The 15,525-nt window shown below is 31.4% G+C and carries 16 protein-coding genes; 3 read left to right on the forward strand and 13 right to left on the reverse strand.

The features are described from left to right. Nucleotides 1-66: 66 nt before the first annotated feature. The 4 genes from H527_RS0105030 to H527_RS0105045 are packed head-to-tail and all read right to left on the reverse strand — an operon-like array spanning nt 67 to nt 4,937. Nucleotides 67-621 carry an OsmC family protein gene (locus H527_RS0105030; protein ID WP_035087456.1) on the reverse strand — a complete coding sequence of 185 codons (555 nt, stop codon included), beginning with the start codon at nt 619-621 and terminating at the stop codon, nt 67-69. A gap of 26 nt (nt 622-647) precedes the next feature. Further along, nucleotides 648-2,468, reverse strand: coding sequence for a PLP-dependent transferase (locus H527_RS0105035; RefSeq protein ID WP_081414551.1), 1,821 nt, complete (start codon nt 2,466-2,468; stop codon nt 648-650). 11 nt (nt 2,469-2,479) lie between these two features. Continuing rightward, the gene (locus tag H527_RS0105040) at nt 2,480-3,922 is read right to left on the reverse strand and encodes an aldehyde dehydrogenase family protein (protein WP_229809251.1); all 1,443 of its coding nucleotides are present in this window, start codon (nt 3,920-3,922) and stop codon (nt 2,480-2,482) included. A 4-nt stretch (nt 3,923-3,926) separates the two neighbouring features. Further along, on the reverse strand, nt 3,927-4,937 hold the full coding sequence (locus H527_RS0105045; protein ID WP_027411695.1) for a homoserine dehydrogenase: 1,011 nt from the start codon (nt 4,935-4,937) through the stop codon (nt 3,927-3,929). A gap of 116 nt (nt 4,938-5,053) precedes the next feature. Between H527_RS0105045 and H527_RS0105050 the strand changes: the two genes are divergently transcribed. After that, on the forward strand, nt 5,054-5,530 hold the full coding sequence (locus H527_RS0105050) for an Lrp/AsnC family transcriptional regulator (protein ID WP_027411696.1): 477 nt from the start codon (nt 5,054-5,056) through the stop codon (nt 5,528-5,530). A 14-nt stretch (nt 5,531-5,544) separates the two neighbouring features. On the opposite strand, the gene H527_RS0105055 is transcribed toward H527_RS0105050, so the two are convergent. Next, nucleotides 5,545-5,937 (reverse strand): acyl-CoA thioesterase, encoded by a 393-nt coding sequence (locus H527_RS0105055; RefSeq protein ID WP_027411697.1) that lies wholly within the window; start codon nt 5,935-5,937, stop codon nt 5,545-5,547. Nucleotides 5,938-6,027: 90 nt separating this feature from the next. Between H527_RS0105055 and H527_RS0105060 the strand changes: the two genes are divergently transcribed. Together H527_RS0105060 and H527_RS0105065 are read left to right on the forward strand one after the other, a co-directional pair. Continuing rightward, on the forward strand, nt 6,028-6,657 hold the full coding sequence (locus H527_RS0105060; RefSeq protein ID WP_027411698.1) for an NAD(P)H-dependent oxidoreductase: 630 nt from the start codon (nt 6,028-6,030) through the stop codon (nt 6,655-6,657). Nucleotides 6,658-6,770: 113 nt separating this feature from the next. Continuing rightward, on the forward strand, nt 6,771-7,961 hold the full coding sequence (locus H527_RS0105065; RefSeq protein ID WP_027411699.1) for a DegT/DnrJ/EryC1/StrS family aminotransferase: 1,191 nt from the start codon (nt 6,771-6,773) through the stop codon (nt 7,959-7,961). A gap of 27 nt (nt 7,962-7,988) precedes the next feature. On the opposite strand, the gene ribB is transcribed toward H527_RS0105065, so the two are convergent. The 8 genes from ribB to H527_RS0105105 form a co-directional block, all read right to left on the reverse strand. Then, complete coding sequence (gene ribB / locus H527_RS0105070) at nt 7,989-9,140, reverse strand: 3,4-dihydroxy-2-butanone-4-phosphate synthase (RefSeq protein WP_027411700.1); 1,152 nt, start codon at nt 9,138-9,140, stop codon at nt 7,989-7,991. Between the two features lie 49 nt (nt 9,141-9,189). Continuing rightward, nucleotides 9,190-10,632 carry an LptF/LptG family permease gene (locus H527_RS0105075; RefSeq protein WP_035087458.1) on the reverse strand — a complete coding sequence of 481 codons (1,443 nt, stop codon included), beginning with the start codon at nt 10,630-10,632 and terminating at the stop codon, nt 9,190-9,192. Between the two features lie 112 nt (nt 10,633-10,744). Next, complete coding sequence (gene lolA1, locus H527_RS0105080) at nt 10,745-11,377, reverse strand: outer membrane lipoprotein periplasmic chaperone LolA1 (protein WP_027411702.1); 633 nt, start codon at nt 11,375-11,377, stop codon at nt 10,745-10,747. 39 nt (nt 11,378-11,416) lie between these two features. Next, entirely contained in the window at nt 11,417-13,900 is a 2,484-nt protein-coding gene (locus H527_RS0105085; RefSeq protein ID WP_027411703.1) for an FtsK/SpoIIIE family DNA translocase, read from the reverse strand. 67 nt (nt 13,901-13,967) lie between these two features. Further along, nucleotides 13,968-14,336, reverse strand: a complete 369-nt coding sequence (locus H527_RS0105090; RefSeq protein ID WP_027411704.1) for a diacylglycerol kinase — start codon at nt 14,334-14,336, stop codon at nt 13,968-13,970. 6 nt (nt 14,337-14,342) lie between these two features. Continuing rightward, nucleotides 14,343-14,843, reverse strand: coding sequence for a thiol peroxidase (gene tpx / locus H527_RS0105095; RefSeq protein ID WP_027411705.1), 501 nt, complete (start codon nt 14,841-14,843; stop codon nt 14,343-14,345). Nucleotides 14,844-14,945: 102 nt separating this feature from the next. Continuing rightward, nucleotides 14,946-15,203 (reverse strand): DUF6952 family protein, encoded by a 258-nt coding sequence (locus H527_RS0105100; protein WP_027411706.1) that lies wholly within the window; start codon nt 15,201-15,203, stop codon nt 14,946-14,948. Then, nucleotides 15,184-15,498, reverse strand: coding sequence for a thioredoxin family protein (locus tag H527_RS0105105; protein WP_027411707.1), 315 nt, complete (start codon nt 15,496-15,498; stop codon nt 15,184-15,186). The genes H527_RS0105100 and H527_RS0105105 overlap by 20 nt, the downstream gene beginning before the upstream one ends. Nucleotides 15,499-15,525: the final 27 nt, after the last annotated feature.

Consider the following 15,525-nt stretch of genomic DNA (forward strand, 5'->3'; position numbering starts at 1 on the left):
TGAAATTGTATCCAACAGCCTTTTTTTAATCACCATAAATAAATTGGTAATTCTTAACTAAACAAACTAATTTTTTACAGTAGAGTTAACTACCAAACTAGAAACCATTTTTACTTTATTGGCTACAGTTGCATAATTTGGAGAAAATTGAATAACCAGATCTGCTATTTCTTTAAACTGCTCTTCAGTACCATTCCCTTCTACAGTAAAACAATACTCTACTGTATCATATCCTACAGGAGATGTTTCATTTATACCTAAAAACCCTTGTAAATCTAATGTTGATTTTATTTCTAAAGAAACTCCTTCTAGCTCTATTCCTTTTGTAGATGCCATAGCAACAAAAGTAACCATCATACATCCTGAAAGACCTCCTAATAGATAACATTGTGGAGTTGGAGCAGAATGTTCTCCTAATAACTGATTTGGCTCATCGATAGTAAATGAAAAATCGTGAGGGATTTTTTCATCTCCTAATTGCAAAGCTTTAGTTTCTACTCCTACTTTTGTACCACCTAACCAAGTTGCCTTAATACCACCAGAATACATTCCGTTTTTTGAGTCCTGTTCTACTGTATTTTTATACGCTCCCAGAGCTTCTAAATTAATTCCGTTAATCATAATGATAAAATTTAAGTTGTTATTATTTAATTTAAGTATCCGTTTTCTATTAATTGCTTTTGTACATCCATATAAGTATCTGCATATAATTTATCTATTTCTTCTATAGACATAAATGCATCAGAGAATCCAGGCTTTTCTGGATCAATCATTAATTTTACAGACTGGATAAAATGCTTAGCTAATTCTTTAGGATTTTCGTTACCTACAGATATTCTCATTGTTGTTTTATGAATTCCCGATTTCAATAAAGCTTCTTGATCTAGTTCTGAATGTGAAGTAAATGCTGGACATAACAATGTTGTATTAATTTGTCCTAAACTTACTTGGAAACCAAAGGCTGGAGCCAAAGTATCAAAGAATTTTTTGAATGCCGAATCACTTACGCCTGACTTTTCAAAGTCAATGGTAAATAATGGAGCCGCTAACTGATATTTACTAACTTTTTTCATAATCGCATTGTTAGGATTATTCTCTAAAGCATTACATATTACTGACATCTCTGGATTAGAGTTAAAGAATTTAGCCAACACTACTGTATTTACACATTTTTGAGTCATTCTTAAATTCATTGTCTTCATTCCAGATAAAATCTCAAAAGCAGCATCTGCATTTAAGAAACCACCCTTAATGTAATATACATTCCAGAATAATGACTCATCCCAGTTAATCCCATCAACTTTCTCACCTTTTGGCACAAACATCAAACTATTCTTTCCGATTATACCACCTGCAATAGCAGTACCAGAACCAGTAATATCTTTTGTGTAACTATGGAATAAGAAATCTGGTCTACAATCCTCATCCTCTTGTTGTAATGGCTTAATTAAGAATGGAGTTGCTACAGTACCATCTAGCATTACCATAGAACCATTTTGTTTAGAGTACTTACAAATTGCAGGAACATCTAACATATAACCATGAGGGTTACAAGGAGACTCAATATATACATGTATTTTTTTACCGTTAGCTAGTTGATCTTTATAATCTATTTTAGCTTGATCCATTACAGGCTTAAAGTCTTCTAGTGTATATCCATCAAACCAAACAACCTTAATATCCATCTTATTCTTTTTTGCAAAGAAATCTTCGATCAACTGGTAAGCTCCACCATAAATGTTTCTAGAAACAATCATAATATCTTGGTAGCTTAATACATTACATAATAACGCATCGATAGCTGCCATACCACTATTAAAGTTCCAAGCAGTATATTGATCTGCATATTTACCAGCCTCTAGGTGTACCATGTGCGTACCAAGAGCCATAGATGTAGGATTTAATGATCTTGAATAGATGTGGTGAATAGATTCTTTACCATTAAAAGCATCATCAATCCATTCTGTACAGGAATAATCGTAAGTAGAGGTACGAGCGATTACTGGTGTTGCAGAAAATAATGCTGCGATGTTATTAAATAAAGGCATTGGGCCTTTTGCGTTTAGAGTAGCATCAGACTGCTCTAATGATTGATACGTTTGCTTTAATGGAGTTTGTAACGTTTCTAAAACTTTAGCAATCTGAAAAGACATAAAACGTTTTGCATTAAAATATGCAACTTTCTCACTAGCGTCTAATCTACCAACAGTATCAGCTGTAATTTCTTTTAGCTTAGAGATATCTGCTTGTGCAGTATAAATATCTATAGCGGCTTTTTTTAATGTTTCTCCGTAAGCACTATTTGGATCTATATCAAAATATGCTAACTGCTCTGCAGCTAATTCTTCTATAGTTTTGCAAACTGTAGAATTTCTTTTTGGTGATAATACTTTGGCTACATCCATATTTACATTGCCTTTTGTAGTTTTGTCTTTTTTGATAATCTCTGCGTTTTCTATAGTGTTCATATTTATATTTATTAAAGGTTAAAACATGCAATTTTAGTTGTGGTCATTTCTCGTATAGCAGATTTCACTCCTTCTCTGCCTATTCCACTTTGTTTAATTCCTCCAAAGGGCATCATATCAATTCGGTAATCTGAAGAGTCATTAACCATTACACCTCCACATTGCAGTTCGTTAATTGCTTTAAAAGCGACTTCTATTGAATTTGTAAAAATACCGGCGTGCAATCCATAAACAGAATCATTACTTGCACTTATTGCTTGATCTAAAGAAGATATTTTTGACAATGTGGCTACGGGACCAAATATTTCTTGTTTTCCGTTTAAAGAATGGTCGAAATTTCCTTCAAGAATTGTTGGTTGATAGGTATTTCCTATACGTTTACCACCACATAAGATTTTATATCCAGCTTGTTTTAATTCTTTAACCGAGTTATCTATAGTATTAATAGCCTCATTGGTTATGATAGATCCCATTTCTGTTTCTGGATCTTCTGGATCTCCAATGTTTATAGCATTTGCATACGCTATAATTTTTTCTTTAAAGGATTTGTATATGGATTTGTGAACATACATACGTTTCACTCCTACACAGTTTTGACCAGCAGCCCATGTCATGCCACCAATACAATTTTTAGAAACAGCATCTACATCCACATCCTCCATAACAATTACTGGTGAACTAGATCCTAGTTCCATCGCTACTTTTTTAATTCCTGCAGCTTTTATTATCTCCTCACCAGATTTTGTGCCCCCCGTAAAACTTATCATATTAACTCGTGGGTCTGTAATCAAAATATCCCCATAATTGCTAGCAGGCCCTGTTATTATATTAAGAATATGGAAGGGCAAACCTGCTTCTAAAAATAATTCCCCTAATTTTATTGCAGATACAGGCGTATAATCTGATGGTTTAAGTATAATTGCATTTCCTGAAGCTATTGCTGGGCCAAGTTTATGTGCCACTAAATTAAGGGGATCATTAAACGGGGTTATTGCTGTAATAGCACCTATTGGATCATGTACATAATACCCGGCTCGAGACGCACCTCCTGCAAAAGCACCAAAAGGAACTGTTTCTCCTGTAAGTCTCTTTGCTTCTTCACTACATAATGTTAATGTATTGATACATCTTTCTACCTCTTTATCTGCTTCTGTTTTTGTTTTAACTCCTTCACTTACTATTACTTTAGAAAATTCTTCTTTTCTCTCTTTTAACAATAAAACTACTTTAGCTATAATTTCACTTCTTTGATACGGTGATAAGTTTTTAGAAATGATTTTTCCTTTTTCGGCAGATTTCAAAGCCTCTTCTACATTATTTCTATCTGCACAAGAAATTGTATATATTTCTTTTCCTGAATATGGGTTTAATACTGGCATTTTCATTGCACTTTCTACCCACTTTTCTCCTATCAGAATTTTCATGGTATCTATCTTATCTAATGTTTCTATCATCCTTTTAAAAGTTTTTAATTACAGAAAGTACATCTGAAAACACAGAATAGCCAGTCTCTAATTTTCCAGCACCTGGGCCTGTAATCATAATTTTTCCTAAGTAAACAGTAGAGATTTCTATAGCATTAGTAACCCCATCAATATTAGATAATGCATCATCTTGTCCTAGAGCTTCTGGTTGTACTTTTGCTTCTATTGTATTTCCTGTTTTCTTTAAACTACCTATAAGACGAATATTTTTTCCTTCCTTTTTAGCTGCATCTAATTCTTTCTTAGAAATAGCATCTATTCCCTTTGTAGAAATACTATTGAGACCAAGATCTACTCCAAAAACTTTATGAGATAGTATGGCTACTTTTCCTCTGGCATCATAACCTTTTACATCATTAGTAGGATCTGCTTCTGCATATCCTTTTTGTTGTGCTACGCCAAGTGCGTTTTCAAAGGATTCTCCTCCAGCCATTTTTGAAAGAATATAATTACTGGTACCATTAAGAATTCCTCTAATTTCTGTAATATCATCTCCTGCCAAACATTCTTCTATCAAAGAAAAAGTTGGTGTACCACTCAATACAGTTCCTTCATATCGTAACGAAACATTGTTTTTTATAGCCAACTTATTTAATTCGGTATAATGCAATGCTACTGGTCCTTTGTTTGTAGTAACCACATGTTTTCCATTAGATAATGCATCTTTAATGAAAGTATAAGCAGGATCTCCAGTTTTGTAGTCACTATAGCTTGCTTCAATAATAAGATCTATATCTTCTATTTTAGATAATGGATGTTCATCTTTTAAGGAGTCATCATTAATATTTTCTCCTTTATCTAGTTTTTGCAAGAGTATATTAATATCTATACCTTTAGGATTATACATATTTCCTTTCATGATATCTTTTATAGCAACTACTTTGATATCTGTTTCAAATTTTTGAGAAACCCAGTTCGTTTTTTCCTGTAAGATTTCCAAAAAACCTCTACTAACAGTTCCTAATCCGATTATACCTATATTCATTTTAGAATTATATTTTACAAGTTCACGAACAAAATTCATTATATTTGTAAAAAAATTGAATTATATTCATATTTAATTTTATTAAACACGAAATAGATTCTAAAAAATTAATATTTATGAAGTTAGACCAGAAGGATATTCAGATTTTAAAGCTATTACAAAATAATGCTCGGTTATCTAATAAAGAGGTCGCAGCAGAGTTGGATATTGCTCCATCTACTTGTCATGAAAGATTGAAAAGATTAACTAGAGAAGGTTTTTTTAGAGCTTTTAATGCTAATCTTAACTTAAAGAAGTTAGATATTAATGTACAGGTAATGGTATCTGTACGTTTAAACAAACATGAAAGAGAAGTTGTAAATTCTTTTATAAAAAGAACCCGAACCCTAAAAGGAGTCATAAAATTTTATCACATGGCTGGTGATACCGACTTTATGATTCATATAGGGGTAAAAGATTCTGAAGATCTCAGATCTTTTATATTAGATAAATTAGCAAATTTCAGCTATATAGATCATATAGAAACTGCTATGATTTTTTATGATGAATGTGTTTGTAACCTTTCGATATTTGAATCTGAAGTTTTAGAATAAAAATTATTTGATATTTACTTATCGAGTATAGGAACTGGTTTTTTATTATTATCGATGGCTACAAATTTAAAATGACCAGAAACCGCTATCTCCCGATCATAACTATACATCTCTTCTTTATAAATATCTACTTTTACTAAACAGCTGGTTTTGCCCACCTCCACTACTTTTGCTACTAACTCTATTATAGTTCCTGCTGGAATTGGTTTTTCAAAATCAATTTTATCTGTAGATATAGTAACTACTTTTTTTCTACTAAATCGCGTTGCGCATATAAAAGAAACTTCGTCCATAAGCTGCAATGCTGTACCACCAAATAAAGTCTCATAATGATTTGTTGTATTTGGGAAAACTGCTTTAAATATTCTTGTTTCGGATTTCTTAATTAATTCTTCTATAGTATTCATACAATAACGATATAGTTTTTTCTTATCTTTTTACTCAGCAAAGGTAAATGTTATCCTATTATCTTTGTATTATACTTAAAAAAAAATTAGATGAATATTATAGAGAGTTTACGTTGGCGTTATGCTACCAAAAAATTTGATAATAAAAAAATTCTTCCTCAAGAAAAAATAAATACCATTACAGAAGCATTTAATCTAACTGCTACTTCTTATGGGCTACAACCGTTAAAATTGGTAATCATAAAAGATAAGGTATTACAAAAAGAACTTACAACACATTCCTGGAACCAACAACAGGTTGCCGATGCTTCTCATTTATTAGTATTCTGTATAGAAAAAAATATTGGAGAACAGTATATAAACGAGTATTTCAATAATGTGAAAGCAATTCGAAATACTCCTGATGAAATATTAAATCCTTTTAAAAAACAGCTGGTTTCTTCTTTTAAAAATAAGTCGCCAGAAGAAATTTATAATTGGGCTACAAAACAAGCATATTTAGCTATGGGAAACATTCTTACTATATGTGCGATTGAAGCAATAGACTCTTGTCCGATGGAAGGTTTTATACCTGAAAAATATGATGAAACCCTAAACCTTAGTAATCACAATTTAAGCTCTGTATTAGTATTACCTATTGGTTATAGAGCTAAAGATGATATGTTTTCTGAATTTAAAAAAGTAAGACGCTCTATCAATGACACCATCATTACTATTTAATTTTATTTATTACAGCCTATTAGTACTTAAAAAATTTCTAAAATATACCCCACTATATCAAAAGTCTTTTCGGTATTTTTGCCAAAAATGATTTTCAATTTAACACTATAGATATGCCAGGATTTGAGTTATTCGGTGCAGAAGAAAAAAAAGAAGTCCAAGATGTTTTGGATAATGGAGTATTAATGCGATATGGATTTGACCCTATGAGAAATGGTCATCATAAAGCATTAGAATTAGAGAAAGATCTTGCTAGTAGAATGCAAACCAAGTATGCACAGGTAGTTTCTAGCGGAACCGCTGCTTTAACTGTTGCTTTATCTTGTGCAGGGATTGGAGCTGGAGACGAAGTAATCATGCCAACATTTACATTTGTAGCCAGTTTTGAAGCTATTTTATCTGTTGGTGCTATCCCTATTTTATGTGATATTGATGATACTCTTACTTTAGATCCTGAAGCAGTACAAAAAGCTATATCCTCAAAAACTAAAGCTATTATGCCTGTACACATGTGTGGATCTATGGCAGACCTTAAAGCTTTAAAATCTATTTGTGATACACACAACCTTATTTTATTAGAAGATGCTTGTCAAGCTATAGGTGCCATTTATGATGGCAAACCTTTAGGTAGCTATGGAGATCTAGGTTGTTTTTCTTTTGATTATGTAAAAACAGTTACCTGTGGTGAAGGAGGAGGAATAATAACTAATTCTGAAAAATATGCAGAACGAGCACACCAATATCAAGATCATGGTCATGACCATGTAGGTAATGATCGTGGTGCAGAAACACATCCATTTTTGGGATATAATTATAGAATATCTGAATTAAATGCTGCTGTAGGGATTGCACAACTAAGAAAACTAGATACTATAGTTGCTATTCAAGAAAAAAACTACACTTTTCTTAAAAATGCATTGCAATCAATTCCTGAAGTTACTTATAGAAGAGTACCAAAAACAGGAGTAGAAAGCTATGCTTTTTTAAACATATTCTTACCCGATGAAAACCTAGCTAGAAAAGCGCATAAGGCTCTAGGAGAACATGGGGTAGACGCTTGCTTTTATTGGTTTGATAATAATTGGCATTACTATAAAAAATGGGAACATCTTTTGGAGCAAAAATCTTTAGGAAAATTATCTCAGGAAATACAAATGGGATTACAAAAAAACAACACCTCCTTTGATGCGAGTGATATATGGATGGGACGCACTATATCTTGCCTGATTAAAGTAGGTTGGACTGAAGAGCAGTTAAAAGAAAGAGCTACAAAAATGGTAAATGCTATAAAAAGTATCTTATAATAATAAGATAGTAGAATATGTAGAATATTAATATTCTACATATTCTACTATCTCTAATCCATATCCTATCATACCTACACGTTTTTGTTGTACGCTATTAGATACAAGTCTTAGTTTATGAATATTTATATCATGTAATATCTGAGCACCAATACCAAAATCCTTAGTATCCATAACTATATTTGGAGCTTTCATTACTTCTTTTCCGTTTTGGTTTTCTTTTAAAGTACTTAAACGCCCTAAAAGATTAAGCGATTGGCTTTCCTGATTAATAAAAATTATGGCACCTTTCCCTTCTGTATTAATACGTTTAAACATTGCATCTAAACGTTTATCTGCATTATTGGTTAGAGTTCCCAAAATATCATTATTAAATAATGTAGAATTTATTCTGGTTAGTACAGGTTCATTTTCTTTCCAAGTTCCTTGTGTTAAGGCTATATGGATTTGATTATTGGTTGTTTGTTTGTATGCTCTAAGTCTATAATTTCCAAAACGGGTAACAATATCAAAATCCTCCTTTTTTTCAATTAGAGAGTCATGTTGCATACGATATGCTACCAAATCTTCTATAGATATTAATTTAAGGTCAAATTTCTTTGCTACCTCTACCAATTGTGGTAGACGAGCCATTGTACCATCCTCATTTAATATCTCAACTAAAATCCCTGCTGGTTTTAATCCAGCAAGCCTTGCCAGATCTACAGCTGCTTCTGTATGCCCTGTACGTCTTAATACTCCTCCATTTTTTGCTTTAAGCGGAAAAATATGCCCTGGCCTACCTAAATCATGAGGTTTTGTATTTTCTTGGACTAGTGCGTTTATTGTTTTAGATCTATCATGAACAGAAATCCCAGTGGTGCATCCATGTCCTATTAAATCTACAGATACTGTAAATTGAGTTTCATGCAGAACCGTATTATTTTGAACCATCATATCAAGCCCCAGTTCTTCGCAACGATCACTAGTAAGTGGTGCACATATTAAACCGCGCCCATGAGTTGCCATAAAATTGATCATTTCTGGAGTAACTTTTTCTGCGGCTGCAATAAAATCTCCTTCATTTTCACGATCTTCATCATCTACTACAATAATTACCTTTCCTTGCCGAATATCTTCAATAGCCTCCTGAATAGTATTCAACTTAATTTTATTTTTGGTTTCGGTAATTTGCGACATAAGTATTGTTCTTAAAATTATTGCTTGACAAAGATATTTAAAAAGAAATCTATTTTTTGGATTTAGAAGATAGTTTTACAAAGATTTTCTTTATTGGCTGTACAATTCCGTCCATATTAAATATTCCTTGATCTGTAGTTGCTCTATGGGTTAAAAAGATACTTAAAGGAAATATTACAAATGTAGAAAGCCACGACCCTAAAAATGGAGGTATCCCTCCTTCTTCTGCACCGTTTTTAGCAAAAATACCTATAAAATGATACGTTAAAAATAGTACAACTCCAATTACAATTGGCAATCCTAATCCTCCTTTACGAATTATCGCCCCTAACGGAGCTCCTACAAAAAACAGAAGTATACAAGAAACTCCTAAAGCATATTTGTCATGTAAAGACATTTCGTATTTGTTTAAAGCTCTTTTCTTAAATACTTGATCGCTTTTGGTTGTATCTAATTTTCTTAAAACAGCATCTATATTAGAGGATGCAATTTGATAAATTTGTATTTTTTGGGCAACATCAAAATAATTTTCTAAGACTAATGTATCCTTGGTTATTTTTTTAGTAGTATCTATTTTAATATTTCTATTTATTCCTTCAAACCCAATCCTTCTATCTATTTCAAGTATCATACTCTTTAGTCCTTTATTTACTTGTCCAGAAACGGTATCGATTTCATGCTTTAATTCACTAACATTAAGCATATTAAATCCTTTACTGTATTGTTGTGCATCCATATCAACATTATCCAAAGATGACAAGTCTATATTAAGAACATATTTTTTAAACCTTGCCTTTGCAAACGGTAATTTTTTTCTTTTCTGCGGAGAATTTTGATGAATTTCGTCATAATAATTACCATTATTAAGTATAAGTGTAACTAAATCAGAATTAACATTTCCTTTTAACTCCCCATCTATAGCTTTTATAACTGTAGAATTTCCTGGTCTTACTCCTTTTTTGTGAATAATAATATCTCTAAGAAACTCATCATTATCCCCATATTTTTCTGCTACTTTTATGTTTATATCTCCGAGATCATTAAATTGATTTGGCGTGATTACCATTGCTGGTTTTACTTTTACTATATTTTTTCTAAGATTAATAAATCTTTTTTCTGAAGATGGAATTACTGTATTTGAAAACAAAAATGCACCAATACCAACAAAAAATATAAAAACAGATAATGTTCTCATAGCTCTTTGTAAGGATATTCCAGAAGATTTCATCGCAGCAAATTCATAATTTTCTGCAAAATTACCAAAAATCATGATTGATGTTAGTAAAATTGTAAGGGGCAACACCATTGGTATTAATCTGGGTGTTGCAAATGTCAAAAACTTTATAATTACAGAGAAATCAAGATCTTTTCCTGCAAGTTCTGATATAAACAACCAAATTGTCTGTAATAACAGAATAAACATAATAATAATAAAGAGCGGAAAAAACGTCTTTATAAAAGTGGTTAAAATATATCTATCAAGGATTTTCACACGTTTCGTTTTTTCTAATAGTCAAAAGTATAAATAAAATTAAAAACTAAAGAACATGTACGAAAAAACATACACGCTCTTTAGTTTTTAATTTTTCATAAAGTTTTTTAGCCTAATCCAGTCGATTTATATAGTAACTACTATATTTTGATTCATCAAACACAAACAATGTTTTAGAAAGAGGTTGATTTGTTTTAAAACTATTTACAGTAATGGTTACATTCGTTCCATTATTTTGTTTTTGAATCATTTTGTATATGTGCTTTGTTTGCTTATCAATACCTAATAATATCTCTTTTAAGTCACTTTTAGAGTCTATTGGTATTAATTTTACATATTGAATTTTTCTTCCTTGTACATTCTGTTCGATATCCATTTTATAGGTATATCCATCTTCATAAAAAGTCAACATCTTTGAAGGAGTTACGCTTGCTCCATCTTCTTCATTTAGAGTAGAAATATTTATTTCTTCATCTTCAGGAATAATGACATGTAACTTTTTACCGTCATACATCTGTTCTGTTCCCATCAAATTAAGGAGATATTTATTTCCTTGTAAAGTTACTTCTCCTCGAGTCTCTTGGTCTACATTTTCTGCTGAATTATTAAGAGAGTACTTAAAGTTTATCACAATATTATTATAACTTTTGACTTTTTTAGAAACCTCATCTAATAAACCTTTGGCAGTCTGTGCCTGCATCGTAGTTATACCGAATACAAATAGTAAAAGTGTTACTTTTTTTATCATTTTTATACTTATTCTTTACTTAATTAATTTACAATGCTATAATTCATTATCCAAAAACTGTTTAAGTGATGTTAAATCAGTAATCAAAACCTGTCTAGCTTTACTTCCTTCAAAAGGGCCTACAATTCCTGCTGCCTCTAACTGATCTATTAATCTACCCGCACGATTATATCCTAATTTTAATTTTCTTTGTAATAACGATGCTGATCCTTGTTGTGCTGTTACAATTACTTCTGCTGCTTCAGCAAAAAGTTTATCTCTATCTTTTTTATTTATATCAAGACTTGTGCCACTTTCCTCTCCTTCATATTCTGGTAAAAGATGTGCATCAGCATATCCTTTTTGACTACCTATATATTCTGTTATTCTCTCTACTTCTGGAGTATCAACAAATGCACACTGTATCCTCACAACATCGTTTCCTTGTGTAAATAACATATCCCCTCTACCAATAAGTTGATCCGCTCCACCAGTATCTAAAATAGTACGAGAATCTATTTTTGAGGTTACTCTAAATGCTATTCTGGCAGGAAAATTAGCCTTAATCATACCTGTTATTACATTTACAGATGGTCGTTGAGTAGCTATAATCAGGTGTATCCCGATAGCTCTTGCTAATTGCGCTAGTCTAGCTATAGGAGTTTCCACCTCTTTACCTGCAGTCATTATCAAATCTGCAAACTCGTCTACTACAAGTACTATATATGGCAAAAATCTATGTCCATTTTCTGGATTTAATTTTCGTGCCTTAAATTTTTCATTATACTCTTTTATATTTCTAACCATTGCTAATTTTAACAAATCATAACGGGTATCCATTTCTATACACAATGAATTTAGTGTATTAATTACCTTATTATTATCTGTTATTATAGCTTCTTCTGTATCTGGTAATTTTGCCAAATAATGGCGCTCAATTTTATTAAATAAAGTAAGTTCTACTTTTTTTGGATCTACCAGAACAAACTTAACTTCTGCAGGGTGTTTTTTATATAGCAAAGAAGTTAGTATTGCATTAAGTCCAACAGATTTACCTTGCCCTGTAGCTCCAGCCATAAGGAGGTGAGGCATTTTGGCCAAATCTACTACAAAGGTTTCGTTAGAAATAGTTTTACCTAAAGATAATGGCAATGCCATTTCTGCATTTTGAAATTTAGAAGATGCAATTGCAGATCTCATAGAGACAATAGTTGCATTTTTATTAGGAACTTCTATACCAATAGTTCCTTTTCCTGGAATTGGGGCTATAATTCTTATTCCCAAAGCTGCTAATGACAATGCTATATCATCCTCCAGATTTTTTATTTTAGAAATTCGAATCCCTGCTTCTGGTACGATTTCATATAGTGTTACTGTGGGACCGACAGTTGCCTTAATTTGAGCTATTTCAATCTTGTAATTCTTAAGAGTCTCAACAATACGATTTTTATTTTCTTCTAACTCTCCTTGATCAATTGTAATTCCTCCTTTATTAGCTGAATAATCTTTTAAAAGGCTTATAGCTGGAAATTTATAATTCCCTAATTCTAATTTCGGATCAAATTCACCAAAATCTTTCACTAATTTAGAGCTTAAATTTTCTACTTCCTCCTCTTCAACAGTCGTTTCGACCTCCATCTCAATATCTTCAGGGTTTCCTTCTGATTTTATAATAATTTTTTCAGGAATTTCATCCTCTCTTTTATCAGAAGTTCCGTACGCTTCATTAATCGTTGGGTTTAAAGTTATTTCCCCCGTATTATCGCCTTGTTTAGAAGACGCTCTTAACTTATCTTCTTTTTTATTAGGATCATCAGATTTTGTTATAATAGCATCTATTCTTTCTTTTATATCAAATTTTGAATTCTGTTTATCTGAAACCGGGTTCGTTAGACTGTCATCAGACTGCGAAGTTGTTTCGTAATCTTTTACAATATCTTTTTGTGTAGCTTTTAAAGAATCATATAATTTTTCTGGAGTATACCTTAATCGTACTACAATATATACTATTGCAAAAAATGCAAGTATCAAAACTGTTCCTATAAAACCGATATAATCTCTTAAAAAATCATTGATTTCATATCCTATTATACCTGCTAATAATCCGCCGTCTTTTTCTATAAAACCTAATACTACTGATATCCAAATCATTACTAGAGTTCCCCAAAACCAAAAACCAAATAATCGTTTTCTACTAAGGTCAAAAAACAGGTATATTCCTGTTAAAGAGGTTAACACAGGTATAAATAATGCAGAAATACCAAAACCTTTAAATATAAAGAAATGACTTACTCCTGCACCAAACTTACTTAACCAATTTTTTGGAGAAGATGTTCTATTATAAAACTGAGATACTTCGCTTTGATCTATTTTCCAGTTAAAGAAAAAAGATATAAAAGCAAAAAATAGTCCTATTCCTAAAAAGAACAAAAAACTACCAAGAACAACTTTTTGTTGTCTTGATAGTTTAAATTTTTCTTTTAATGGTTTTGTAGTCTTTGTTGTTGTTTTCTTTTTTGTACTTACCTTTTTCTTGGCCATTTTTTGGGTGTCTTATCGCAAAAATACGAATATCTATATTGGAACGTAAAAATGCCTAAAAAATTTTCTAAATGAAATATGGTATATAAATCAACAATCCAACAGCTACAGCTGTAATAGCTGCTATAAAAACTGCTCCTGCTGCTATATCTTTTATAAAACCTATTTTGTTATGAAAATCAGGATGAATAAAATCTGCTATTGCTTCAATTGCTGTATTCATCCCTTCTACACTCATTACCAATCCTATAGCAAAAAACTGTAGTATCCATTCGATAGAAGTGATATTAAAATAAAAGCCCAGAATAGTCATAAATACAGCAACTCCAAATTGTACCTGTATGCTGGCTTCTGTTTTTAACAATAATAAAGCACCTTTAAGCGCATAACCAACACCTTTTAATCTGCCGATAACAAATTCTGAAACTTTACTCATTTGATTTTAAGACAATATATCTAATACTGCAGAATAGTTTGGTTCTTCTACTATTTCTGAAACTTGTTCTGTATATAGTACTTTCGCATTTTCATCAAGAACAATAACTGCTCTGGAATGTAATCCTTGTAGAGGTCCATCTATAATTTCTAACCCATAATTTTTACCAAAATCTCCTGTTCTAAAATCAGAATGATTTATTACATTCTTTAACCCTTCTGCACCACAAAAACGATCTTGCGCAAATGGCAAATCTTTTGAAATACATAAAACTTTAGTATTAGACAGATTACTAGCTTCTTTATTAAAAGCCCTTACAGAAGCTGCACAAGTACCTGTATCTATCGAAGGAAAAACATTTAAAACAACTCTTGTTCCTTTATAATCAGAAAGTTTAGTTGTAGACAAATCTGTATTAACCAATTCAAAATCTGGAGCATTTTTACCAACCTCTGGTAAAGTACCGTTAGTATGAATAGTATTTCCTTTAATTGTTATTGAAGCCATAATAAATGATTTTTTTTGTGTTCTAAAATTAATAAGATTTTATTGTAATTTTATGTGATTTCATAAAATATTAAAATTTTATGAAATTTAACGCTTGATAGGTTAATTATCTATGGAGCCTAAAACTCTTTTCATAAATTTATTTAATGCTTCTTTTTTTGGCATCCCTTCCTTTATTAATTTATCTACCTCTAATGCTCCATACATGTTAGATATTAATTCTCCTATCACATCTAACTCTTCATCTTTTAAAGACGGTATTTCTGTCAAAGCTTCTAATGTTTCAATAGTTTCAACCACAAAATCTTCATCATTTTCTTCGATAAAGTTTGTGAGATGCTTAATTACTGGTAACTTCATCTACTAGTTCTTTAAGAATGTCTAATTTATTTGTTTGAATCTGATTAACAAAAGCTCCATTTTTAAATGTCGCAAATGTAGGTAAGTTATCTACTGTAGCCATTTTTCTAGACTCTGGATACTTTTCAGCGTCTACAATAACAAAAGCAACATCATTATTCTCTCCCGCCAGTTTTTTAAACTTGGGCTTCATTATTCTACAATTACCACACCATGTAGCAGAATATTGCACTATTACTGTATCATTTTCATTAACAACTTCAGAAAGGTTGTCTGCCGATAATTCTTGTAACATAAAATATAAGTTAAGAAAGGTTAAACA

The organism is Aquimarina muelleri DSM 19832 (genome assembly GCF_000430665.1).
Lineage (GTDB): Bacteria > Bacteroidota > Bacteroidia > Flavobacteriales > Flavobacteriaceae > Aquimarina > Aquimarina muelleri.